Here is a 24,118-nt window from a genome sequence, read left to right as displayed (position 1 = left end):
GGCGCCTGTTTTTTCTAAGCAATTCCCACCGCTAACAGCAAACATTAGCATTAAACGTGTGTTAAAAACTTATTCCGGCAATGGTTTAGCTATAATTTGTATAACTATAAGTAGTAACCCTAACCTTTAATAATTTGGAACGATTTGGACGTATAGCCCTTAAAACAATACTTTGGATACTTGCAAGTGTAATCTTTTTAGTTTTGCTTGTAGTTATTTTAATACAGGTACCTGCCGTGCAAAACTTTGCGAAGGACAAAGCGGTTACCTTCCTGCAAAATAAAATTCATACAAAAGTTGAGATTGGCCACATTAGTTTGGGGCTGCCTAAATTATTGGTACTTGAGGACGTATACTTTGAGGACCAGAAAAAAGATACCCTTATTGCAGGCGACAAATTAAAAGTAGATATCACGCTACTAAAGCTGCTAAAAAACAAAGTTGAAATAAACGAAATAAACCTGGAGGGTATAACAGCCAACGTTAGCCGCGGGCCCGATAGCCTTTTTAACTTCGATTATATTATTAAGGCGTTTGCCGGTGAGCAAAAAAAAGAAGTTAAGCCCGAGGACACCACCTCTACCATGAAATTCTCGGTAGATAAAATAATACTCGACAGGATAAATGTTAAATATAAAGACGTTACTACCGGTAATGATGTAAAATTCCTTTTAGGCCACTTTGACACCCGTATCAAGGATTTTGATATGGATAAAATGAAGTTCACTATCCCTAAAATAAACCTGAGCGGAGTTAATGCCAAAATTATCCAGACACCGGCAGGTTCATCCATTAAACAGGCCGCTACTATTGATACCGCAACCAAACCCTTAAATATGGACCTTGGCCTAGGCGAAATAAATATTGACAAGGTTAAGGTTGATTACAAAAGCAGCGAAATGGCCGCCAATGTTGACCTGGGCAAGTTTGTGGTAAACATGGATAAGATAGATATGAAGAACCAAAGCGTTGGTATTAAATCTATCACCTTAGATAATACCACCGCCGGGCTTACATTTGCCAAACCAACCACGGTCGCTAAGGCGGTTGATAAAACCATTAAAAAAATTGATACGTTAACCTCGCGCACGCAGGCCAAAGGCTGGAGCGCAAGGCTGGATAAGGTAGTGTTTACCAATAACAACATTAAGTTTGATAACGACGCGCAAAAACAGTTGCCACGCGGATTGGACTTTGCCCACATGAATATTAAAAACCTGAATGTTGATGCTGAGAAAATTGGCTACTCAACTGATAGCCTCTCGGGCCGGGTCAACTCGTTTACCTTTACCGAAAAGAGCGGTTTAGCGATAGAAAAATTCCATACTACATTTTTTTACGGACCAAAGAATGCTTACCTGAAAGACCTGCTGGTGCAAACGCCGCGCTCGGTTATCCAAAAAGACCTGCAGGTTGGCTACCCATCAATAGAATCGTTAACCAATAACCTGGGTAAGCTAAGCATCAACGCCAATTTAGATGGCAGCAAACTGGGCCTGCGCGATGTATTGCTGCTGATGCCAACCATGGCATCTATGGAGCCTTTTAAATCGTCGCCAAACTCTACTATTAAAATAAACGGCCGGGTTAACGGCACGGTAGATAACCTGCGCATCCCGAATATTGAAATAAGCGGCTTCGGCAATACTTATGTTAAAGCATCAGCCAATATGCGCGGCCTGCCTAATGTAGAAAAATCGGTGTTTGATGTTACGATAAATGATTTCCGTACAACACGCAACGATATTACCCGCCTGGTACCAAAAGGTACTATCCCGCCAAATGTGAGTATCCCCGAAAACATGGACCTAAAAGGCACATTTAAGGGCAGCATGAAAAACTTTAATACAAAAATGACCCTGCGCAGCAGCTATGGCGCTGTTGACCTGGTGGCGGCTATGAAAAGTGGTGCGCGCAAAGGCAGCGAAACTTATACGGCCAATATCAAAGCGAATAACCTAAATGTGGGCGCGCTTACTAAACAACCGCAAATGGTTGGTTTTGTAACCATGAAAGCCAACATCAGTGGTACCGGCCTCGACCCTAAAACCGCCAGCCTAAAATTTAATGGAGATGTGGTAAGCGCAAATGTTAAAGGTTACACTTACCGTAACCTTATCATGAATGGCACAGCCCGCAATGGCAGCTATGTGGCTAAAGCCCGCATGAAGGACCCTAACATCAACTTTACGCTTGATGCAAAGGCCAACATGAACAAAAAATACCCGTCGGTGAATGCCACGCTTTCGGTTGACAGCATCGATCTGCAAAAGCTGCATTTTACGGCTAACCCAATGCGTTTCCACGGTAAAATAATTGCCGATGTACCAACCGCAGATCCTGATTATTTAAACGCTAAGATATTAGCTACCGATCTGTTGATCAACAATAACGGTCAGCGTATTCAATTGGACACCGTAAGCCTGGTATCTACAGCTACTGCCGACAGCAGTACGCTTTATTTAAAAGCGCCAATGTTTTACGCGCATATGGCCGGTAAGTATAAGCTAACACAAATTGCGCCTGCCGTGCAGGATGTTATAGACAAATATTACAACACCAGCCTGGGCAGCAAAACGCCTCGTGCAAAAGTGAAATACTCGCCTCAGCAATTTGCATTTGACGCACGACTTGTAAAAACACCACTGGTTACCCAATTTGTGCCCGACCTTAAACAGCTTGACCCGGTAATTTTTAACGGCCGCTTTAACAGCACTACCGGCGAGTTGATCGTAAACGGATCGGCTCCTCGGGTTATTTATGGCACCAATACGGTTAACAACCTTAAACTGGCCGTAAACACAGGCAACAACGCGCTTAACTATAACCTAACCATTGATGAAATAGAAGTTGGTTCATCGCTCGATTTGCTATACACCAGCGTAGGCGGCATGGCCCAAAACAACAAGTTGGGTATTAGTTTACAGGTTAGGGATAAAACAAGAAAAGAACGTTACCGTGTTGCAGGGCAGTTTAGCGCTTTACCAAACGAATATCAGTTCAGCTTTTTAGAAAATGGCTTATTGCTTGACTATACCGCATGGTCGGTTAATCCAAACAATGCTTTAATGTTTGGCGGTAAAGGGGTTTTGGCAAGGAATTTTAGCATCACCAACAGCAACCAGGTGTTAAGCGCCAATACCACTTCGGGGCAGTACAATGGGCCTATAACGGTTGATTTCAGGAACTTCAGAATAGAAACTTTAACTAAACTTGCTAAACAGGATTCGCTGTTAGTGGGCGGTACCATTAATGGTAATGCCGAGATAAGCAACTTCCAAAAATCGCCTGTATTTACGGCAGCGTTAAACGTAAGCGACTTTAATTTTAAAGGCGATACTGTGGGCAACATCGCCTTAAAGGTAAATAACCAAACAGCTAATGCCTACGCCGCGCAAATGAGTATTACCGGCCGCGGCAACCAGGTAGACCTGAATGGTATGTATTACACCCTTCCCGAGAGCCGGTTTGACCTGAATTTAAACATCGTTAACCTGGGCATGAAAAGCATAGAGGGTTTTAGCTTTGGCGCCATCAAAAACTCGAGCGGTAACATAACCGGTAGCCTGAAGATAACCGGTACAACCAGTGCGCCGGCTGTACGGGGAAATATTAATTTTAACAAGGTTGGGTTTAACGTAAGTATGCTTAACTCCTACTTTACTATGCCGCAGGAAAGCATTACGTTTAACGATGAGGGGATCCGCTTTAACGATTTCACCCTTGTCGATTCTACGGGGAATAAAGCCATTGTATCAGGTTCGGTGTACACTAAAACCTATACCGACTTTAAATTTGGCATGAATATCCGTGCCAACAATTTCCGCGCGGTTAATTCTACCAAGGCAGATAACAAGCTATTTTATGGTAAATTGTTTATCGATACCGATATCAAGGTCCGTGGTGATATGGCCAAACCGGTTGTTGACGCCACATTGACCGTAAACGATAAAACCGATATGGTTTTTGTGTTACCGACCACTGACCCTGGTGTAGAAGACCGTAAAGGTGTTGTGGAATTCTGGAACTCTAAAGACCCTAAAATGGATTCGATACTGGTTGCCCGGCAGCTGGATTCATTGAAAAACTCGGAGATAACCGGGTTGGATGTGAACGCGACGGTAAACATCGATAAGAACGCGAAATTCAATATCGTTATCGACGAGCGTAACGGTGATGTTGTTGAGCTTTTAGGCGAGGCGCACCTGAGTGGCGGTATAGACCCAAGCGGCAAAACCAGCTTGACAGGTACCTATACGGTAAACCGTGGTTCATATAACCTATCCTACGCTACAGTATCGCGCAAATTCAACTTTAAGCAAGGTAGCACCATCACCTGGACAGGCGACCCAACCAGCGCTAATATAGACCTGACAGCTATTTATGTAGCCAACGTGCCCCCTATTGATCTGGTAGCTAACCAGCTAAGCGACGAGAACTCTACTCAATACAAACAGAAGTTACCGTTTAACGTAAACCTTAACCTGCGTAACGAGTTGATGAAACCAAACATCAGCTTTGATATTACCCTGCCGGACAGCAACTATAACGTAGCCGCCGAGGTAACCAACAACGTTGAGACCCGCCTGGCACAAGTAAGGCAAGACCCTAATGAACTGAACAAACAGGTACTTGGGGTATTGGTACTGGGCCATTTTATTGGCGATAATCCGCTGCAGAGCCAGGGCGGCAGCGCAGGTGTGCAGGGTGCCATACGTAATAGCGTAAGCAGTTTATTGACAGACCAGTTGAACAGCCTTGCAGGCGGTTTAATTTCGGGCGTGGATTTGAATTTCGGTTTGACATCGGGCGAAGATTACTCATCAGGCACAGCCACTAACCGAACGGATCTGAATGTAGGCTTGTCCAAACGTTTCCTTAACGACAGGCTGACGGTGTCGGTAGGTAATAACTTTAATTTGGAAGGCGCCCAGCAAGGGCAAAAAACATCAAACATCGCCGGTAACGTTTCGGTAAATTATAAGTTGAGTAAGGATGGCCGCTATACCCTGCGCGCTTATCGCAAGGATGAGTTCGTAGTGATACAGGGCCAGATCGTTGAAACTGGTCTGGGCTTCTCGCTTACTGTAGATTACAACCGCTTCCGCGAAATATTCCGCAAGCGTACCGAGCAGGAAAAAGCTATGCGCCGAAAATACAAACAAGAGCAGAAATTGAAAGACGAGCAGGAAAAAGCCTCGCAGGAAAAAGATAAAGAACAAAGAGCTAAGACCCAGACCACTACCTTATGATAAAACGGATAATATATTTACTATCACTGGCCGTAATACTAAACGCTTGCAGTACCACCAAATACGTACCCGAGGGTGAAAAATTATATACCGGTGGTACCGTAAAGGTTAATGATAAAAATATATCAAAAGGTGATGCAAAGGCCATTAGTGCCGAAATGAAAACACTCATCCGCCCTAAACCCAACGCTAAGTTACTGGGCATGCGCATTAAGCTTTGGCTTTATTATAAAACCAAAGCGCGTAAGGGTTTTATTCAAAAGTTTTTGAGCAAATATGGCGAGCCGCCTGTTTATGTAAGTCAGGTTGACCTGGCCAAAAATAGCGAGATCATGACCAACCGGTTGCAAAACGAAAGCTATTTCCAGGCCTCAGTTAGTGGTGATACCATTGGTAAAAAGAAAACTGCGTCGGCTGTATTCACCGCTTTGCCGGGGCCATCATATACTATTCGCAACGTAACATTCCCAAGTGCTACGGATAATAATCTGGATACGGCTATCAAAGGCACACAAGCGGGTACATTGCTGAAAGCCGGCGACAAATACAACCTGGATGTTATTAAATCTGAAAGGATACGTATTGATACGCGCCTGAAAGATGAAGGCTTCTTCTTCTTCGCGCCCGAGCAATTGATCGTGAAAGTTGATAGTACGGTTGATACCCACAAGGTAGATCTATTGGTAAAAATTAAAGAAACCACACCCGAGCGTGCGCGCGAGATCTATACTATCCGTAACATTTATGTTTATCCCAACTACAATTTGAGGGATACTTCTTTAAAGCTTGACCAGGCAAAGCCATACCGCTGGTATAATATTGTTGATCCACGTAATACCGCGAGGCCATACCTTTTTGCCAATACGGTGTTGCTGCACCCTAATGATGCATACAGCCGCACCACGCATAATAATTCATTAAACAGGTTCATTAATTTAGGCCCGTACCGTTATGTTAAAAACAGGTTTGAAGATGTAACCCCAGACTCGCCAAAGCTGGATGTTTATTATTTCCTGACGCCGTACAAGCGTAAATCTTTACAAGCCGAGATCATTGGCCGTACTACCTCTGCAAATTATACCGGTACGCAAATAAATTTAAGCTGGAAAAACCGTAACGCATTCAAAGGTGGCGAACTACTCACTGTTACCCTGTTCGGTAGTACCGACGTGCAGATAGGCGGACAAAACAATGGCTTTAATGTGTTTCAATATGGTGTGCAAACCAGCCTGTCGTGGCCACGCTTAATTACGCCATGGCGCGTAAGCTCTTCAAACGCTTACATCCCGCGCACGGTGTTAACCTTGGGCTATACGTCTGTAGTTAGGCAAAAATTATATTCGCTAAACTCGTTCACCGGCTCATTTGGCTACCAGTTTAAAACCAACCAGCATAAGCTCCATGAGTTAAATCTTTTGGAGGCAACCTTTGTCAAACCAAGGAATATTACAGATTTGTACCGGGATAGCATAAGCAATTCAAACAATCGTAACCCTTCTCTTAAACACGTTATAGATCCCCAATTTACCTTGGGCCCAAGCTATGCTTATACTTATGACAACACTACCGAAGATTACCGCACCAACAGTATCTTTTTCCGTGGTAAGGTAAGTTTGTCAAACAACTTATATGGTTTAATTACCGGTGCCGACACACTTGCCGGTAAAGAGAAAAAACTCTTCGGGACGATATTTAACCAGTATGCTAAAGTAGAAAGCGAGATAAGGTTCTTCCATAAATTAAGCGTAGGAAGCAAAATTGCTACAAGGCTTTTGGTGGGAGTTGGCTTACCTTATGGCAACTCCACCATATTGCCTTATAACCAGCAATTTTTTATTGGCGGCCCAAACAGTTTAAGAGGTTTCAGGCCGAGATCCATAGGCCCCGGTACGGTTGACCCTACCCCGCTTAGCGGCAACAGCTTTATTGCCGACCAAAGTGGTGATATAAAACTGGAGGCTAATATTGAGTTTCGCCAAAAACTATTTAGCATAGTGTACGGCGCACTATTTGCCGATGCGGGTAACATCTGGAATGCGAAGCCACACCAGCCAGGCGGCACATTTGGGCCTAACTTCTTATCTCAACTGGCGGTTGATGCGGGCGCAGGTTTAAGGTTTGATGCTACCATATTGGTGCTACGTGCCGACCTCGGCTTTCCATTGATGAGGCCTTACACCCCTGCGGGTGGCACACGGTCTATCAGTCCAAGCTTTAAAAACGCTATTTTAAATATCGCGATAGGTTATCCGTTCTAATTAATTAGTGAGTTAGTGATTGTAATATAACAGGTGGAATCGCGTCTAATCACTATCTACGAATTGTTACATGGCTAAAAATACGATAACCGTACCGCTCAATATCATCGACCTGCATGGCGATGGTTTCCACCCCTTACTGGATGTTGTTATATTTGGCAAGCCCTTTAAAGTTGTGTTAGATACCGGGGCATCCCGTACAGCGTTTGACAGGGACCTGCTGATGGAAGCGAATGAACAAGCAACTATTATTTTAAGTGATAGGCTTTCAACAGGATTAGGGACCAATACTATGGAATCGGCCACAGCGCTGATAGAAAACATTTGGATAGGCGACCTGTTGATACCGGAACTTGAGGTAGCTGTACTCAACCTATCTACCATTAATATAGCCTACCACGAAATGGGCCACCCGGAAGTACTGGGCGTTTTAGGCAGCGATATACTGATGAAGTATAGGGCAGTAATTGATTTCAACAAGAAGGTGTTAAAGTTGAAATAATTATTTATCCCCCTTAAGTCTCATTTCTTTCTTGTAAAGCTTAAACATCGCCATGTTATAAATTAGCGGGATTAATAAACACAACGTTGTGGCAACAGGATAAATGTTGTCCCAAACACTGAATTTGGTTATGCCCCATATGTGCGGATATATTGTGACCGCGCTAAACAAAAACATAGGTCTGTATGATAAATATCTAAAAGATTCGTCTTTTATGGTGTCCCCTTTGTCGCCAAATAAATAGCCTATACTGTAATACCTTATAAACGATAATAACGGCGGCGTAAAGATGATCGCAAAGCCAGCAAAACTTAATGCCAGTGGAGATATATTTTGTGTACTGAGCACCCTGTAAAGAATGATGCCCAGTATAAGTGGATAACAAATAGAAGGGAATGACAATATATCTTTAAGGCAAGCCCAGTAAGCTCTTTTTGCCTCAGCTATCATAGCAGTTTTAATGCTTTGCTCTATTTTCAAAAGATTGTCGTGCCCTCCAAAATCATTTTTGATAATGGTGTTTATCGCTTCCTCAAAATCAGCATCCTGAGGTAAGGTTTCCAAAGCGGAAGTGATGTGATCATAAACCTCCTCGTAACTTTCCCGATAATTCATAGTTTTCTGCATGTAATCCTGCAATACTTTCATTTGCCTTGCGTCCGGTTTCATTTGGTTACAGGTTTAAGGTTTAATACTGTTTGTAACTGCGCTATAAATGCCCGGGCTTCGTTAATTTTGCTGGTAACCTCTTTGCCTCCCTGCTCAGTTAGCCTGTAGTATTTACGCACCCGGTTATCAACTACCTGCGTAAATGTCTCTAAAAAGCCATCTGCTTCCAGTTTATGTAAAGCGGGGTATAATGCACCCTCAGTTAACATTATTTCTCCTTCAGACAGCCCTTTAACCTTTTGCGTTATTTCATAGCCGTACATCTGGCCATTATCTTCCAACAATTTTAAAATGATGGTTTGTAAACTGCCTTTTAGCATTGTGTTAGTGCTCATACTTCAAATATAAAAAATTTATGTATATACATAAGAAAATTATGTATATAAATTTAAAGGCATTGGGTTTTAGTAAATAAAAAGCCCCGATTAATCGAGGCTTTAGTAAGTTATTACGTATCTATTATTATGTATCTATACGTGCATATCGCGCGTTCTTCTCAATAAAATCGCGGCGAGGGGCAACTTCATCGCCCATCAGCATTGAGAATGTATGATCACATTCGGCAGCATTTTCTATTGTTACTTTTTTAAGCGTGCGATGTTCTGGGTTCATGGTTGTATCCCATAACTGCTCGGCATTCATCTCACCCAAACCTTTATAACGCTGTACATGCACACTATCTTCTTTACCGGCACCCTTTAGGCGTTGTATAGCAACATCACGTTGTTCGTCTGTCCAGCAGTACTCAAATTCCTTACCTTTTTTAACCTGGTAAAGTGGTGGCGAAGCGATATAAACATAACCATACTCCACAAGCTCTTTCATGTAACGGAAGAAGAAGGTTAAGATAAGCGTGGTAATGTGCGATCCATCCACGTCAGCATCCGTCATGATCACAATTTTATGGTAACGTAGTTTAGACATGTTTAATGCTTTAGCATCCTCGGGCGTGCCAATGCTTACACCAAGGCCGGTAAACATGTTTTTTATTTCTTCGTTCTCGTAAATTTTATGCTCCATGGCTTTCTCCACGTTCAGGATCTTACCACGTAACGGCAAAATAGCCTGGTACTCGCGGTTACGGCCCTGCTTGGCGGTACCACCCGCCGAGTCGCCCTCCACAAGGTAAAGCTCACATAAGGTTGGGTCGCTGTTAGCACAGTCAGACAGTTTACCGGGCAAGCCGGAGCCGGTCATTACACTCTTGCGCTGTACCATTTCACGGGCTTTGCGGGCAGCCGCGCGGGCTGTAGCAGCAAGAATAACCTTCTGCACTATCATTTTAGCCTCGCGTGGGTTCTCTTCCAGGTAATTACCTAAAATCTCGCCTACGGCCACATTAACGGCACCACTTACCTCGCTGTTACCCAGCTTTGTTTTGGTTTGCCCTTCAAACTGAGGTTCTTGCACTTTAACGGAAATTACGGCGGTAAGCCCCTCGCGGAAGTCATCACCGGTAACATCAACCTTAACATTTTTCAGTAAACCTTCTTTATCTGCATATGCCTTAAGCGTACGAGTTAACCCCATCCTGAAACCCGCCACATGCGTACCGCCCTCAATGGTGTTAATATTATTAACGTAAGAGTGTACATTCTCTGAGTATGTATCGTTATACTGGAAAGCTAACTCAACCGGGATACCCTGTTTAATACCTTCCAGGTAAATTGGCTCCGGTATGATAGGCACACGGGTACCATCAAGATATTTAACAAACTCTTTTAAACCACCTTCAGAGAAAAACTCTTCAGATGGGAATGCCCCGTCTTCATCAGGTTCGCGTTCGTCGGTTAAAGTAAGGCGGATGCCTTTATTCAGGAACGCAAGCTCGCGCAAACGGGTAGCCAGTGTTTCAAACTTATACTCTGTAGTCAAGGTAAATATCTCTGGATCGGGCTGGAAAGTTTGGCTGGTGCCGGTTTTATCGGATACACCAATCTCTTTTACCGGGAATAGTGGTTTACCACGCTCATATTCCTGCGTAAATATCTTACCCTCGCGTTGTACAACGGTTTTAACATGGGTAGAAAGCGCGTTAACACAACTTACCCCTACACCGTGCAAACCACCGGATACTTTGTAAGTATCCTTATCAAATTTACCGCCTGCGTGCAGTACGGTCATTACAATTTCTAATGCCGATTTTTGTTCTTTGGTGTTAATACCTGTAGGGATACCACGGCCATTATCTACAACCGTAATAGAGTTACTTTTGTGAATGGTAACATTGATGGTATCGCAATAGCCGGCAAGCGCCTCATCTATAGAGTTATCAACTACCTCGTAAACTAAGTGGTGAAGGCCTTTTACCCCTGTATCACCTATGTACATCGAAGGTCTTTTACGTACGGCTTCTAAACCTTCTAAAACCTGTATATTATCTGCTGAATAATTTGATTTATCCTGAATTTCTTCGCTCATAATTGATTAATACAATAACCCTCAAATTTACGAATTTAGCTCCGCATTAAGCTAAATTATGTGCAACATTAGTACGATTGTGGATAAATATGACCTATATTAAACATCTTAATTAAGAGTTAGGAAACTTGTGCCGAAAGATTATATTTGTCAAAATTTTTTTAAGACAAACCCAATGAAAATGAAGGCCTCAATTGTTACAAAATCAGTATTAGCATTACTAATTGCTGCAGGTGTTTCTGCTTGCAACCAAAATAAACCAGATACTAAGCCGGCTGCTGCTACAACCACATCAACAACTGTAGGCACTCCTGAAATTGTATATATAAACCAAGATTCATTAGTATCTAAATACGATTACATAAAAGACATGGACAAACGCCTGGGCGATAAAGGCAAAGCTGCACAGGCAGATGTTGCATCGCGCCAGCAGGCTATACAACGCGAAATTGCCGAATACCAAAAAGCAGCCCCTACTATGGCTGCAGACCAGCGTGCCGCTACCGAGCAACGCCTGCAGCGTAAAGGCCAGGAGTTTCAACAATACCAGCAAAATGCCGGTGCACAAGTACAAAACGACCAGGTAAGCGAGCAGACCAAACTTTACGATAAACTGGTTGACTTTACTAAAGCATACGCTAAAGAAAAAGGTTATAAAATGATCCTTACTTACCAAAAAGGTAACGCTACTGTGCTTTACGGCGACCCAAGCCTTGATGTAACCGCTGATGTTGTTAAAAGGTTAAACGAGGCTTACGCTAAAGACAAAAAATAATATGTGCTGCTGCACAAAATATGAATAATAAAAAACCCCGGCTTGTAGTTGGGGTTTTTTAATTTAGATGGAAATGGAAGACAAAGGCAACGAAAAGTTTATGCAGATGGCTATAGACCTGTCTGAATACAATGTTAAACAAGCGCAGGGCGGCCCGTTTGGTGCGGTAATAGTAAAAGACGGGATGGTTGTTGCACGCAGCGCTAACAGGGTGGTGCCCAATAACGACCCAACCGCACACGCAGAGGTATCGGCTATCCGTTTAGCGTGCCAGGAGCTGGGGACGTACAATTTAGAGGGCTGCGAAATTTATACCAGTTGCGAACCCTGCCCTATGTGCCTTGGCGCTATTTATTGGGCCCGGATAGGCAAAATATATTATGCCAATACTAAGAAAGATGCAGCCGAAATTGGGTTCGACGATCATTTTATTTATGATGAACTTGAGCAACCTATGGAGAACCGCAAATTACCATTCGTACAAATGATGCATAATGAAGCCCTTGCAATCTTTAAAGAGTGGCAAATATCGGAAAGTAAGAAGGAGTATTAAGCTTAATGCGGACAGCATAACGGGATTACATCCCCGATATGCTTGTCGCTCACTTATCGAAAATTGCCATGTCCTGCAACTACACGTTACAGGTTATGCTATTAACGATTTGATCAATTCTTCCAGGTCTTTCAGATATAGCATATTCGGGCCATCGCTCATCGCATGATCAGGATCGGGGTGTGTTTCTATGAAGTAGCCGCTTGCGCCAAATGCCTTTGCAGCGTGCGCCATGCCGGGTACAAATTTACGGTCGCCGCCGGTTTTGCCGCCTGCACCACCCGGGCGCTGCACCGAATGGGTACAATCCATACAAACGGGGTAGCCAAACTCCAGCATATCTGCAATGTTCCTAAAATCTACCACCAAATTATTATAGCCGAATGAATTGCCACGCTCAGTCAGTATTACCTGATCGTTGCCTGATTCTTTTACCTTTTGCGCCGGGTAAAACATATCCTGCCCCGATAAAAATTGTGCTTTTTTAACATTTACAATTTTACCGGTCTCTGCCGCTGCCACAAGCAGATCTGTTTGGCGGCACAAAAATGCCGGTATCTGCAAAATATCTACCACCTCGGCACATGCAGCTGCCTGGAATGGCTCATGTATATCTGTAGTAACCGGCAGGTTGAATTTTTCTTTCACGTTATTCAGCATTTCCATGCCTTTAGCCAGGCCGGGGCCGCGGTACGCGTTTACACTGGTACGGTTAGCCTTATCAAACGATGATTTAAAGACTACTGTTACGGGATATTTACTCCCAATTTCGGCTACTTTTTCGGCTACAGTATATAGTAATTCTTGGTTCTCCATTACGCATGGGCCAACTATAAAAAAAGGTTTCTGGGTGATGTCGTTATACAATGCCATTATCTTTTATCTTTTTACGTGCAAGTTCAAGGTCTTCGGGGGTATCTATCCCCTTTTCAATTCCCTTCACTTCAATCATTTTAATTTTATATCCGTTCTCAATCGCTCTAAGCTGCTCCAGTTTTTCGGTGCTTTCTAAAAATGAGACAGGCATAGTAATAAATTCTTTCAGGAACGATGCCCTATACGCATATACGCCCATATGCTTTTTATAAACCGTTGTATCTTCCACTTCCCTATCTCTCGAAAAAGGAATAGCGAAGCGTGAGAAATAAATGGCGTTACCATTTACATCTGTTACAACTTTAACCAGGTTAGGGTTGTTTAGCTCGCCTTTATCCAAAACAGGGGCGCATACACTTGCCATAGCTGCGTCGCTATTTTGCAGGGCGGTTATCAACCTGTCAATAATACCGGCATCAAAAAAAGGCTCATCTCCTTGCACATTTACAACTATATCGCAGGGTACGGTTTCAATTACTTCGGCAATACGGTCGGTACCGCTGGGGTGTTCCTCTTTAGTCATCAACACGTTTGGGGTAAACATCTTACAAACGTTAAAAACCTCGTCACTGTCGGCTGCTATCCATATCTCGTGATGAAAAGTGGCCTTCAGGCAAGCCTCGTAAACGCGTTGTATCAACGGCTTGCCGCCAATATCAAGCAGCATTTTGCGTGGTAACCGGGTAGATTGCAACCGGGCAGGTATAACAATAATCGCCTTCATTTGCTAAGCCTGGTTAAATATCTGGTAAACGCCTGTTAATATATTTTCGTTATTATGAACCAGCAAGGTGGTTATCTTACGCTCCATCATCAACTCTTCGGCATCATAAACCAGTTCATGTTCATTAATGATCTTTGGAGAAGGGTTCATCAGGTCGGTTATAGGCAAATGATATATATCCTGGTATTTTACTAAACCACGGCGCAGGTCGCCATCGGTAATTACGCCTTCTACTTTTTGAGGGCTACCCACAATTACCATCCCCAGTTTCCCTTCGCTCATTTGCAGCACCAATTGGGTAAAGGATGCCGTCCTGTCAATAAACGGAAGTTTATCGGTACGCATTAGATCTTTAACCCTTACTAATAACTTGCGGCCAAGCCTGCCCCCTGGGTGAAAGCGCGCAAAATCTGCAGGCGAAAAATCCCTTGCTGTCATCAACGCCACCGCCAATGCATCGCCCATAACCAATGTAGCCGTAGTTGATGAGGTAGGCGCCAATTCGAGCGGGCATGCCTCCTGCTTAACGCAAACATTTAAATGATATGTTGCATTTTTTGCCAGCGTAGATCCGGAATTGCCTGTTATGGCAATAAAAGTATTTTTATTATACTGAAGGTAAGGCACTATTTTAAGCACCTCTTCAGTTTCGCCAGAGTAAGACACTAATATTACCACATCTCCGGCGCTTATCATTCCCAGATCACCATGGAAGGCCTCGGCGGGATGCATAAAGAAGCTTGGTGTGCCGGTACTGGTAAATGTTGCAGAGATTTTGCGGCTTATATGGCCCGATTTACCCATGCCGCAAACCACTAACCGCCCGTTAGATCTTAAGATAGCATCAACGGCAAGGCTAAACTGCTCATCTATCATTGAGGCTACATATTGTAGCGATGAAATTTCTATATCGAATACTTTTTGGGCAATACTTTTCATAAGCTGTGGTAGCTCGGGATACTATTTGTATTGCAATTATACTCAATAAAATCAGATAAGATAAATAACCACCTGTAGTGCGCTAAGGCTTAAGTAATAAAATTACTTAGGCTTGTAGTACACGCAGCTTTTTAGCATCAACGTCTACCTGTACTGGCGAGGTAGGCTTGTTATTATCCAGATGCTCGAACTGTGAATTTTTACTGATAAATTCAGGGACGATCTCTTTCATTTTGTTAACCATGGCCATATCATCACCTTGTTGGTTTAACAAAATAAGCTCGTTAATATCTTCTATCACTTTTTTGTATGGGTATGATATAACTTCAGATATCTTGATCTTTTCGTGGTGCGTAGGCATGGTGTGTTCACCCTGATTAAGAAGTTCTTCGTAAAGTTTTTCGCCCGGGCGAAGGCCTGAGTATACAATCTTAATGTCGCGCTCGGGTTGCAGGCCTGCAAGCTTGATCATTTTAAGCGCTAGGTCAACAATCTTAACCGGTTCGCCCATATCAAATATAAATATCTCGCCACCAGTACCCATTGTACCCGCTTCCAATACCAGATGCACAGCTTCTGGTATGGTCATAAAATAACGGGTAATTTCGGGATGGGTTACCGTAATAGGTCCCCCTTTTTGTATTTGCGCCCTAAAACGCGGTATTACCGAACCATTAGAACCTAGTACGTTGCCAAACCTGGTTGTAATAAATGCCGTACCCTTATTAATTGGATTATCTTTAAGTGACTGTATATAGATCTCGGCGATACGCTTGGTAGTACCCATGATGTTTGATGGGTTTACAGCCTTATCTGTAGAAACCATTACAAACTTGTTAACCCCGAACGCTACAGACAGGTCGGCAATGTTTTTGGTGCCTAATACGTTCGCCCTTACTGCTTCTGACGGGTTCTCTTCCATCATTGGCACATGCTTATATGCAGCGGCATGGTAAACAACCTCCGGTTTATACTCAGAGAATAGTTTTTGCATGCGGTAATAGTTACGGATATCGCCAATAAAGATCTTAACCGGTACATGTGGAAACTTCTCTTCAACCTCTAATCTTACATCATGCAGGGGAGATTCGGCCTGGTCGCAAAGTACAACCATAGCAGGCTTATATTGCAATACCTGCTGCACTATTTCTGAACCAATAGAACCCGCCGCGCCGGTGATCAATACACGTTTGCCCTGCAGATCCTGAGAAATACGGGTAGTATCTATTTGGATGGTTTTGCGTTGAAGCAGATCTTCAATCTTAAGATCCTGAATTTGCTGCAAATTTAGCTTACCGTAGATCCATTGGTCAGACGGTGGTACGGTTAATACCTGTATGCCTAGTGCCAGGCAAGCTTCAAGCGCCGTTTTTTTAGATTGCTCATCCAAATGGTGGTTCATGATGATCATCTTATCAATAGCGCGCTTTTCTTTTAGTTTACTCAGTTTATTTATATCGTAAACCCTTACCTGCTGTATCTCCTTATTTATCTTGTTTGTATCTGTATCAACAAAACCCACAATAACAAAGTTGGCTTTCGCACTGGCCTCTAAAGCTTGTTTAACCAATACCGCGCTGGTATCTGAACCGTAAATAAGTACCGATGTTTTTTTAGAGCTGGAGTAGTTATGAATATAGTTATACGCGCTCTTTACCGCGCTTCTTAACAGGATAAGCAATGTGCTGGATACCGAAAAGTTAACCAATAACACCAGATCGATAGTAGACGAACTAATTGCTAATACAGGTTTTACCCATAAACTAACAACTATTATATATGCCACGCTACTAATAAATACTGAGCCAAAGATACGAAGCACGTCTCTGGTGTTTGAATATCTGATAAGGCCGGTATGCACCCGCATCAGGTACATTACTATAGCCGCTATAATACAATATAAACCCGTATAAATAAAAAAGTAACCTCTAAGTATATTAGCAAACTCGAAACGGTTTACAATAAGGTAAGATGAAGCAAATGACCAGGTTACGATAACAAAGTCTAATAACATTATTATCCATCTTGGTATTACCTTACTAAAAAGTAAATATTTTTTCATAATATTTTATTGTAGATATAATGAGTAATCACGTTTTATCACAACACTTGCAACCAAAGTTTTAGGTATTGTTTAATGTTTAAATACGTACCCACTCTCATTTAAAATGCCTTAATTATCGTAGCTAATAATGATAGTAAATCTCTTAAGATTCACTTTTGCTAATTACTGAGCCAACACCGGCAGTTTAATCAATACAATAACGCTATCGGGGGGAAAATGTGTTATTATGATGCAAGTATAATTATATTAAAAGAAAAAAACAATTGTAATTATTTAAATGACATCCCCTATTTATTACTTTAGTTTCATTAATTGAGGCTTAATAATTAAATAACTTAATATTAACGGACCAATAACTACGGCGCTGATGATTGCCGGCGGAAGGTCATTCTTTACTATAATTAATATAATAATAGCCAACTGAACCACCCCATAAATTGACGAAACAACCAAATGAGGCATTTTATATTCGTTAGATAATAATTGATAAAAATGCAGCCGGTGAGCCTTAAAAATATTCTGCTTTAATATTAAGCGGTGTATAATAGTGAGCACAGAATCGACCCCATAAACTGCCAGAAAAAGTATATATATATAATTATTAGTAATAAATATAAGCTTTAATAATAAAAAGGTTATCCAGAAAGCAATGGTTACGCTTCCTACATCGCCCGCAAAACACTTTGCTTTTGTTCTGAAATTAAATATCAGGAATACGGCACATGCCAGCATTGGCACCCATATCATTTCAGGCACTATAAAGTTAAGATGCTGTATGTTAATATATTGCAATCCGCCTAAAATTACAAAACTGTACAATCCGGTAATGCCATTGATACCATCCATAAAGTTATAGGCGTTAATGATCCCTATAACTAACACATATAAAAACGCGATACCGGCTACATGATATATCGAGTATACATTAAGCGATAAAAACATAAGGCTTACTGCAACCACATGCACGGCAAGGCGCAACTTATTAGGCAAGGTTAATATATCATCGGCAAAGCTTATGGCACCTATAGCTATAGCTCCAATCAGCATTAAATAAAACTCACTAAAATGCCATCCAAGTAAAATAATAGCCGCCAAAGTAAATATAATGCCACCACCACGAATGGTAATTGCACTATGTGAGCTCCGCTCGTTAGGATGATCAATAATATTATATTTGTCTGCCACCTTAAAGTACAACAACATGGCAACAAAAAACACTATAAACAAAAGCGGATATATCATTATTCTATATTATTAGTTATTAAAACTTTCGATGGTTTTTTTAAGCCCATCCTGAGTTTTAAATGGCAGGTTTGCTACCTGCAAAGCATCTTTTATTTTTTGATTTGATACAACGTAATTTTCCGTTAGTTTCTTTAACCTTTCGGAATTAAGGGGCAGCCTTAGTTTATCACCAATAGTAGCCGCAAACTTTAAAACAGCCCGGTTAACAAACCATAAATTGGGTTTGCGATTTAATGTTTGCGATATTATTGTCACAACCTCAACTGTTGACAAACTTGCATCGTCGGCAACATTATAAATACCTGATGGTACTGTGTTGCCTTTAATAAGCAGGCCAATTATAAAGTTCAAATTCTCGATATATAAGAACGACCGTCGGTTTTCAAATGCTGCCAGCGGATATGGGATGCCTTTACTAACAAACTTGTACAGTAAATTTAGGTTCCCCTTATTGCCTTGCCCATGTATCATACACGGCCTTATAATGTAAACAAACTTACCTGCCGGCAATTGCTGGTCTGATATATACTCCTCTGCCTTAAGCTTCGACTTACCATAAGGAGTATGAGGGTTGGGCTTAACTGTTTCGGTTAAAACACCATCAACCGTATCTGCCGCGGCTTTAACACTGCTAAAATATATAAAATGAGTTGCCTTGCTTTTTAAGAAATTGTCAAATAATTGTGTAGTAAGCCCCGTATTCACATCAAAATACTCTTGCGGTTTACTCGTATTTTTAAGGTCATGAGCTTTACCGGCCAAATGAATAATTACATCAACATCTGCTGTTATAAGCTTATCAAGTTCGCTCCATAATAGCTCATTATTACCGGGTTGGTTGCTCCTAACCAATTTAGTTATGCCGTAACCCAAATTTGCAAGGTGTGCGCTTAAATTACGGCCCACAAAGCCGGATGCGCCCGAAATTAATACATTACTCATTATAAGTAGCTTAATATTGAAGTTGCCATTTCCTTATTAATTTGCTCTCTTTTAAAGCTGTGCAGAAACTCATTCCTAAAGCCTAAAGAGTATTCATAATTATTAAGCTGCCCAACCATATCATTAACATCGCCGGGCAAGAAAAGGATACGGTTAGGAATATTTTTGGCAATAAACTGGTTGGCAAAGCCGGCCACACCCGCAATAATAGGTTTATCATAAGCGCCCAATTCAAACACCTTTGATGGCAGCACCTTTTTAAATGCATTGTAATCATTTAAATGCAAAAACAAAAAGTCCGACTCTGCATATATTGCAAGCAACTCCTTTCGAGATACGGGTCCCCTTAATTCAACATTTGTTACGCCGTGCTCTGCTATCCCGTCTACCAATTTCTGCTTCACTCCGCCATCGCCAATAACTAAAAATTTATACTTGCTTCCAAGCGCCTTTGCCGCCTGGGGTATAATTTTGTGCAGCCCCTGCCCTTCGCCCATGTTACCTGCATAAGTTATCAGGCGCTGCTCTTTATTAGCAAACACCGTAGGGCTCAAGTTCATAAACTCGGGATCTATTCCGTTAGAGAACGACGAGTACTTAGCTTTTTTGTACTTTGTAAAGTAAGGCTCAAACCCACCCGAGATAAGATTAATATGGCTGGCATAATTAAACACCCGCTTTTCTATACTTTTTAACACGGGTATTACGCCTGCTTTTACCGCTTTATTTTGCAGTACATCCTGCATGGTGTCAATAAAAATGTCGCGTATATCCAGGTATAGTGGAATGTTCTTCTTTTTGGCGATCTTATAACCCAAATAAGCTGTAAACAAGCGCGAAGATGATGCGAACACCAGATCGTACTTTTTACTTTTAACTATTTTTTGAGCTTCTGAAAAGTATGTTTTGAACGAATTGATCTGATCCATAAACCCGCTTTTGTGTTTTGGTATCAGGATGCGGTTTATAGTGATGTTCCCCCGCTCTTCAAAAGCCGGTGCCTCGGTATCAAACGTATTATAACGATTGGGCAACGTGGTAACTATATCAATTGTAGCTTTACCCTCGGCCTGCCTGGCAAGCTCTTTGGCTAAAGGAGAGTTTCGGAAAGATCCTGCACACAGGTCTGGTTCAAAATAAAAGCTTAGGTAGAGTATTTTTTTCATTAAATTGAGGTAAACGCAATAATACTTTTCAAATCATTATTAAATGATACGGCCAGGCAAATTGCCGGCAGGTACTTATTATAACCATCTGCCATTTCGTAGTGCTGCATTTCAAGTCGGGTTGCACCGCTAAACGCCATGGTAGCTATATTATCTATCAGTACTTTATCGTTGCCCTGTATCTGGACATTACAATTAGGGTGAAAATGGAACAGGGCTTTGCAAACCAAGTTTGCACTTCCGGATATATTATCTTCTATTTGAATAAGATCGCCGGCAAAATTAAAATTTCTTTGATGATTAGCCGCAAACTTTTTTTGATAACCGTTATGCACTGCGGTTAGCTCGTTCGCAGTATCCTTAATTATGGTAACTTCGGCGCGCCTCCCTACTCTAAAACCACCCCAAACTTCCGACTGGTTAGTTCCTTCAATTTCTACAGTATTGTGCGCGTTTGTAGACCTTTCATGGTTTCTTTTATCGCCGATCTGATAGGTTGAGGTACCGGTATCTACAATAACGGGCAAACTGTTGTTATATAATACAAATGACAAAGCATCAGAATGGCTGTGGCCCGGTTGGTATGTTGGACCTACAGCGCCAACATCAATAATACATTCGTAATTATTGAACTGATACTTACGATAGCCCGACCCGGCTAATTTTAATTGCGTTACCGGCTTAATTCCCAGTTGTTGTGCAAATTCAAACAGCTGGCTGCTGTTATAGGCTATGCCATCTGCGCTATCATTAAAATGTGGGATGTCGCCATTACTAAAGGTGATATTTTTAAGCCAGCCCAACATATTAGCTGCAGTTGTTTTAATAAAGGTTAGAAAAACCGTGTCATTACCGTCTGCATTACTGTACCAATCGGCCAGTTCTAAAACCCGGAAAAGGATGATCTGATGATACATCGGGCTTAACTCAAAGTGCGCCCCATCATTCAGTATTTGTTCTTTAAGTTCACTGTAAAGTACGGCTTTTGCTTTTTGCCGCCAGGTATCCATATTAAAAAAATGTGCGCCCATAAACAGCGCGAAAGCATTTTCTAAAAGGTGATTACCTAAAATATGATATTCGAGGTTATGATTAAGATACGATAATTGTGCGAACAGATCATCAATAATAACAGGCTCAACCTGCTTTTGGTTAGTGATAAAACGAATGGTGTTCATCACACGTAAAGATACCGGATACGGTTCGGGCTTTAAATGTCCATCTTTTAACCACCCGCCAATTTGCTTTAACCATGCCTGCTTGGTGTGGTTTGGCAAATCATGCTGCTGCAGATAATTAAAGTACTGCAGGTTATAGTTCCACAGCTTGCCATTACCCTGGTAGTCCCAATCAATATTATTATTAAAAACCACCTGCAGATTCAAAAAGTTAAATGTCGCATCATTAGTTGCAGAGGCCACCTGAGGTGTTTCTACCTTAAAGGCAAGGTGTTTATTATGTAGTGGAGCAACAAGAGGTTTTAGGCTTTTTACAGTGGCTATACGGTACTTTAGCTGGTAAAACACCTGGCTAAGTTTTAAAAATTTTACGGTGTGATATATTCTTACCCCCTTGTTTATTATTCCGTTTAAGCTCATTATCGTTTTAGTGATGCAATCATCTGGTTACGTATTTTATCGGCCTTGCTATAATCATCAGGATTATTTAAAACTGTCGCAGCTAACGCCTTCGCTTTAGCCATTCCGAATTTTTTAGCGTAAAATCTTAATAATTCATAATCGTCCATACCCAAACTAAAGGCTTCCCACCGCCTGGTAGATATAATGCTTTTACCAGGGCCCATATAAATTACCGAATAATTGGTATTATTTGTTCCGTTAAAATTTGTTAAAAAAGCTTTATTACCGGCATTGTTCCTGTAATCGGCATAGTTCCAAAAGCCTATCCCTTTTATGTCGTTTAAAAAAGCACCCCATGCCATTAAACGGTAATATGAATATGGCGACAGCGTTTCGGCGAAACCCTTTATATCGTACATCCAAATTTCCTTTTGGCTACCTTTAACGGCAGCTATCATAGCGGGGGTATTACGAATTTGAATAATGGAAAGCAATGCCCCTAATTTTTGCCACCTGGCTGTTGATGCTATTGTTGCATAAGTTTTTATTGACGGATGATCGCTTTTTAACCATGTTAAAAAATTATAAAAATCGTCCAGGTCTTTGTCTGCTACTTCGTCATAAGGGTACAGGTATATTTGCGATTCGCTAAACCCTGCCACTTTGGAGTTTTGCACTAAACTGTTATACCAGGTAATAAATTTACTCTTCCAATCGGCCGACATAAATGTTGTGCCGTTAGCATTATTTTTGTTTGGGAAATTTATATAAATAAGCAGTTTGCTAAACGCACTTACATTTGCTAAATAAGCGCGATAAGCCGTAAAATCTGAATTTACCACATAGGGTAGCGCGTTAGGCGGGATAACAATAGTATTAATATCATGGCTTATCAGGTCGGCGGCCGCCTCTTCTCTTCTGTCTGTTAGCATCGGAAAGTTTAGATAAGCCCAATTAACGGCATTTAACAACGGTTTTTTAGGCGTAACCACTCCGGCAACACTAACATTTACAGGCAGGGTTAGCGCGAATGCCTGCGAACTGATCTTGATATTTGTTAATGCACTGCCTGCAGCTTTACCAGTGATCTTAAAAAACATTACACGCGATTCGCCGGGGCTTAACGAGATAGTGTCCTTAACGTTGATCAAAGGATCGGCAATTTCATCATAGTTTTTGCCCGTCATCACATAAGGCACGGAATATAAAGCTGTACTACTAACCGCCGCAGAACTACTTGTGGCCGCTAATTTTACAACACGTTTACTATTTGCCAGATTGGTTATAACAAATGCTCCATATTGTTTACCATTTACGGTTGTAGCTATGGTGTACTTATAATTTGTAGTGTTATTAGGCTTGTAAGGAACGGCTACCCTGTCCCACGGATTTATTTTGCTTACTACAATATCATTTTTAAATGCGTTTCGTTGGTTGGCCGCCCATTTATTTTGAGCCTGTTTTAACTGTTCATCTACACTCCCGCTCCTATCGGCATTACCATTAGCAACTGTTTGCAATTTATTAATATGCGATAATGTTGAAACCATCACATCAACATTCCTGTCGATATCGGTTGCAAGCACATTTTTAGAGTTGGCATTATTGCTCTTATTACCTTTTATAACTTCAATTTCATCACAAAAAACATAAGAACCATTAGGCACAATAGCCAGCTTAACATACGCGGCCTTCGCGTTAATATTGTCTAATACAAACTTCCTTACAGCATAATCTCCAGACGTATTATTGGGATCGGCTGCAATATCACCCTGGTACTGGTAATTAATGTTATCAGTTGATGTAAATGCAAATATATGCGACGGGTACTCCACCCCGGCAGATTTCCCCCTGGCTGTGTTAAAAGTTATCTTACCAATATTACTTACATCGCCTAAGGGTATGGTTATATAAATACGGAGTGTAAATTCCCAGCCTGCAGTGGTGTTGGATTTCCAGAAAAAACCATTTGTATAGTTGCCATCGGTTAGCAGGGTATGGTTATTATCGGGCGACGTTAAGCTATAATTGCTATTTTTAGATACTGTATAAGTTTTATTTAAAGCTAAATTTTGCGCGAAAGCAGATCTTACAGCTACACTAAACAGCACTAACAAAAATGTGCAAGCTAATTTTACCTTATATACCATA

The 24,118-nt window shown here is 41.6% G+C and carries 17 protein-coding genes; 5 read left to right on the top strand and 12 right to left on the bottom strand.

The features are described from left to right. The first annotated feature begins 134 nt into the window (after positions 1–134). The 3 genes from ACFQZI_RS03410 (at position 135) to ACFQZI_RS03400 (ending at position 8,012) form a co-directional block, all read left to right on the top strand. Complete coding sequence (locus tag ACFQZI_RS03410; protein ID WP_377138417.1) at positions 135–5,252, top strand: translocation/assembly module TamB domain-containing protein; 5,118 nt, start codon at positions 135–137, stop codon at positions 5,250–5,252. Further along, positions 5,249–7,510, top strand: coding sequence for a translocation and assembly module lipoprotein TamL (gene tamL / locus ACFQZI_RS03405; protein WP_377138414.1), 2,262 nt, complete (start codon positions 5,249–5,251; stop codon positions 7,508–7,510). The genes ACFQZI_RS03410 and tamL overlap by 4 nt, the downstream gene beginning before the upstream one ends. Positions 7,511–7,580: 70 nt before the next feature. Continuing rightward, positions 7,581–8,012, top strand: a complete 432-nt coding sequence (locus ACFQZI_RS03400) for an aspartyl protease family protein (protein ID WP_377138408.1) — start codon at positions 7,581–7,583, stop codon at positions 8,010–8,012. Here ACFQZI_RS03400 and ACFQZI_RS03395 read toward each other — a convergent pair whose 3' ends face one another. From ACFQZI_RS03395 to gyrB, 3 genes are all read right to left on the bottom strand, one after another. Beyond that, positions 8,013–8,681 carry a hypothetical protein gene (locus ACFQZI_RS03395; protein WP_377138405.1) on the bottom strand — a complete coding sequence of 223 codons (669 nt, stop codon included), beginning with the start codon at positions 8,679–8,681 and terminating at the stop codon, positions 8,013–8,015. Then, on the bottom strand, positions 8,678–9,016 hold the full coding sequence (locus ACFQZI_RS03390) for a PadR family transcriptional regulator (RefSeq protein ID WP_377138403.1): 339 nt from the start codon (positions 9,014–9,016) through the stop codon (positions 8,678–8,680). The genes ACFQZI_RS03395 and ACFQZI_RS03390 overlap by 4 nt, the downstream gene beginning before the upstream one ends. 127 nt (positions 9,017–9,143) lie before the next feature. Next, a complete protein-coding gene (gene gyrB, locus ACFQZI_RS03385; RefSeq protein WP_377138400.1) occupies positions 9,144–11,102 on the bottom strand; it encodes a DNA topoisomerase (ATP-hydrolyzing) subunit B in 1,959 nt (652 codons plus the stop codon). A 181-nt stretch (positions 11,103–11,283) separates the two neighbouring features. Here gyrB and ACFQZI_RS03380 point away from each other — a divergent pair, with 181 nt between their 5' ends. Both ACFQZI_RS03380 and ACFQZI_RS03375 read left to right on the top strand, forming a co-directional pair. Next, positions 11,284–11,877: an OmpH family outer membrane protein gene (locus tag ACFQZI_RS03380; protein ID WP_377138397.1), complete on the top strand. Its 594-nt coding sequence runs from the start codon at positions 11,284–11,286 to the stop codon at positions 11,875–11,877. A gap of 73 nt (positions 11,878–11,950) precedes the next feature. Then, positions 11,951–12,430 carry a nucleoside deaminase gene (locus ACFQZI_RS03375; RefSeq protein ID WP_377138394.1) on the top strand — a complete coding sequence of 160 codons (480 nt, stop codon included), beginning with the start codon at positions 11,951–11,953 and terminating at the stop codon, positions 12,428–12,430. A gap of 93 nt (positions 12,431–12,523) precedes the next feature. Here ACFQZI_RS03375 and kdsA read toward each other — a convergent pair whose 3' ends face one another. From kdsA to ACFQZI_RS03330, 9 genes are all read right to left on the bottom strand, one after another. After that, complete coding sequence (kdsA, locus tag ACFQZI_RS03370) at positions 12,524–13,303, bottom strand: 3-deoxy-8-phosphooctulonate synthase (protein ID WP_377138391.1); 780 nt, start codon at positions 13,301–13,303, stop codon at positions 12,524–12,526. Next, the gene (kdsB, locus tag ACFQZI_RS03365) at positions 13,290–14,030 is read right to left on the bottom strand and encodes a 3-deoxy-manno-octulosonate cytidylyltransferase (RefSeq protein ID WP_377138389.1); all 741 of its coding nucleotides are present in this window, start codon (positions 14,028–14,030) and stop codon (positions 13,290–13,292) included. Before kdsB ends, kdsA begins: the two co-directional genes overlap by 14 nt. 3 nt (positions 14,031–14,033) lie before the next feature. Continuing rightward, complete coding sequence (locus ACFQZI_RS03360) at positions 14,034–14,969, bottom strand: KpsF/GutQ family sugar-phosphate isomerase (RefSeq protein WP_377138386.1); 936 nt, start codon at positions 14,967–14,969, stop codon at positions 14,034–14,036. A gap of 106 nt (positions 14,970–15,075) precedes the next feature. Then, on the bottom strand, positions 15,076–17,031 hold the full coding sequence (locus tag ACFQZI_RS03355) for a polysaccharide biosynthesis protein (RefSeq protein ID WP_377138383.1): 1,956 nt from the start codon (positions 17,029–17,031) through the stop codon (positions 15,076–15,078). Between the two features lie 297 nt (positions 17,032–17,328). Further along, entirely contained in the window at positions 17,329–18,276 is a 948-nt protein-coding gene (locus ACFQZI_RS03350; protein ID WP_377138381.1) for an MraY family glycosyltransferase, read from the bottom strand. A 12-nt stretch (positions 18,277–18,288) separates the two neighbouring features. Beyond that, positions 18,289–19,221, bottom strand: a complete 933-nt coding sequence (locus ACFQZI_RS03345) for an NAD-dependent epimerase/dehydratase family protein (RefSeq protein WP_377138378.1) — start codon at positions 19,219–19,221, stop codon at positions 18,289–18,291. Further along, the gene (locus tag ACFQZI_RS03340; protein ID WP_377138376.1) at positions 19,221–20,387 is read right to left on the bottom strand and encodes a glycosyltransferase family 4 protein; all 1,167 of its coding nucleotides are present in this window, start codon (positions 20,385–20,387) and stop codon (positions 19,221–19,223) included. The genes ACFQZI_RS03345 and ACFQZI_RS03340 overlap by 1 nt, the downstream gene beginning before the upstream one ends. Next, positions 20,387–21,985 (bottom strand): heparinase II/III domain-containing protein, encoded by a 1,599-nt coding sequence (locus tag ACFQZI_RS03335; protein ID WP_377138374.1) that lies wholly within the window; start codon positions 21,983–21,985, stop codon positions 20,387–20,389. The genes ACFQZI_RS03340 and ACFQZI_RS03335 overlap by 1 nt, the downstream gene beginning before the upstream one ends. Continuing rightward, positions 21,985–24,117 (bottom strand): hypothetical protein, encoded by a 2,133-nt coding sequence (locus tag ACFQZI_RS03330; RefSeq protein WP_377138370.1) that lies wholly within the window; start codon positions 24,115–24,117, stop codon positions 21,985–21,987. The genes ACFQZI_RS03335 and ACFQZI_RS03330 overlap by 1 nt, the downstream gene beginning before the upstream one ends. Between the last annotated feature and the right edge of the window lies 1 nt (position 24,118).

The sequence above is a fragment of the Mucilaginibacter lutimaris genome (genome assembly GCF_042676625.1).
Lineage (GTDB): Bacteria > Bacteroidota > Bacteroidia > Sphingobacteriales > Sphingobacteriaceae > Mucilaginibacter > Mucilaginibacter lutimaris.
The sequence above is the reverse complement of the archived record's forward strand: the minus strand, read 5'-3'. Positions and strand labels throughout refer to the sequence as shown.

What these genes read in the sequence shown, in the direction of transcription:
- ACFQZI_RS03330 (WP_377138370.1), bottom strand. Translation starts at nt 24,117, where the DNA reads ATGGTATATAAGGTAAAATTAGCTTGCACATTTTTGTTAGTGCTGTTT.
- ACFQZI_RS03400 (WP_377138408.1), top strand. Translation starts at nt 7,581, where the DNA reads ATGGCTAAAAATACGATAACCGTACCGCTCAATATCATCGACCTGCAT.
- tamL (WP_377138414.1), top strand. Translation starts at nt 5,249, where the DNA reads ATGATAAAACGGATAATATATTTACTATCACTGGCCGTAATACTAAAC.
- ACFQZI_RS03375 (WP_377138394.1), top strand. Translation starts at nt 11,951, where the DNA reads ATGGAAGACAAAGGCAACGAAAAGTTTATGCAGATGGCTATAGACCTG.
- ACFQZI_RS03380 (WP_377138397.1), top strand. Translation starts at nt 11,284, where the DNA reads ATGAAGGCCTCAATTGTTACAAAATCAGTATTAGCATTACTAATTGCT.
- kdsB (WP_377138389.1), bottom strand. Translation starts at nt 14,030, where the DNA reads ATGAAGGCGATTATTGTTATACCTGCCCGGTTGCAATCTACCCGGTTA.
- ACFQZI_RS03345 (WP_377138378.1), bottom strand. Translation starts at nt 19,221, where the DNA reads ATGAGTAATGTATTAATTTCGGGCGCATCCGGCTTTGTGGGCCGTAAT.
- ACFQZI_RS03395 (WP_377138405.1), bottom strand. Translation starts at nt 8,681, where the DNA reads ATGAAACCGGACGCAAGGCAAATGAAAGTATTGCAGGATTACATGCAG.
- ACFQZI_RS03350 (WP_377138381.1), bottom strand. Translation starts at nt 18,276, where the DNA reads ATGATATATCCGCTTTTGTTTATAGTGTTTTTTGTTGCCATGTTGTTG.
- kdsA (WP_377138391.1), bottom strand. Translation starts at nt 13,303, where the DNA reads ATGGCATTGTATAACGACATCACCCAGAAACCTTTTTTTATAGTTGGC.
- ACFQZI_RS03355 (WP_377138383.1), bottom strand. Translation starts at nt 17,031, where the DNA reads ATGAAAAAATATTTACTTTTTAGTAAGGTAATACCAAGATGGATAATA.
- ACFQZI_RS03390 (WP_377138403.1), bottom strand. Translation starts at nt 9,016, where the DNA reads ATGAGCACTAACACAATGCTAAAAGGCAGTTTACAAACCATCATTTTA.
- ACFQZI_RS03360 (WP_377138386.1), bottom strand. Translation starts at nt 14,969, where the DNA reads ATGAAAAGTATTGCCCAAAAAGTATTCGATATAGAAATTTCATCGCTA.
- ACFQZI_RS03340 (WP_377138376.1), bottom strand. Translation starts at nt 20,387, where the DNA reads ATGAAAAAAATACTCTACCTAAGCTTTTATTTTGAACCAGACCTGTGT.
- ACFQZI_RS03335 (WP_377138374.1), bottom strand. Translation starts at nt 21,985, where the DNA reads ATGAGCTTAAACGGAATAATAAACAAGGGGGTAAGAATATATCACACC.
- gyrB (WP_377138400.1), bottom strand. Translation starts at nt 11,102, where the DNA reads ATGAGCGAAGAAATTCAGGATAAATCAAATTATTCAGCAGATAATATA.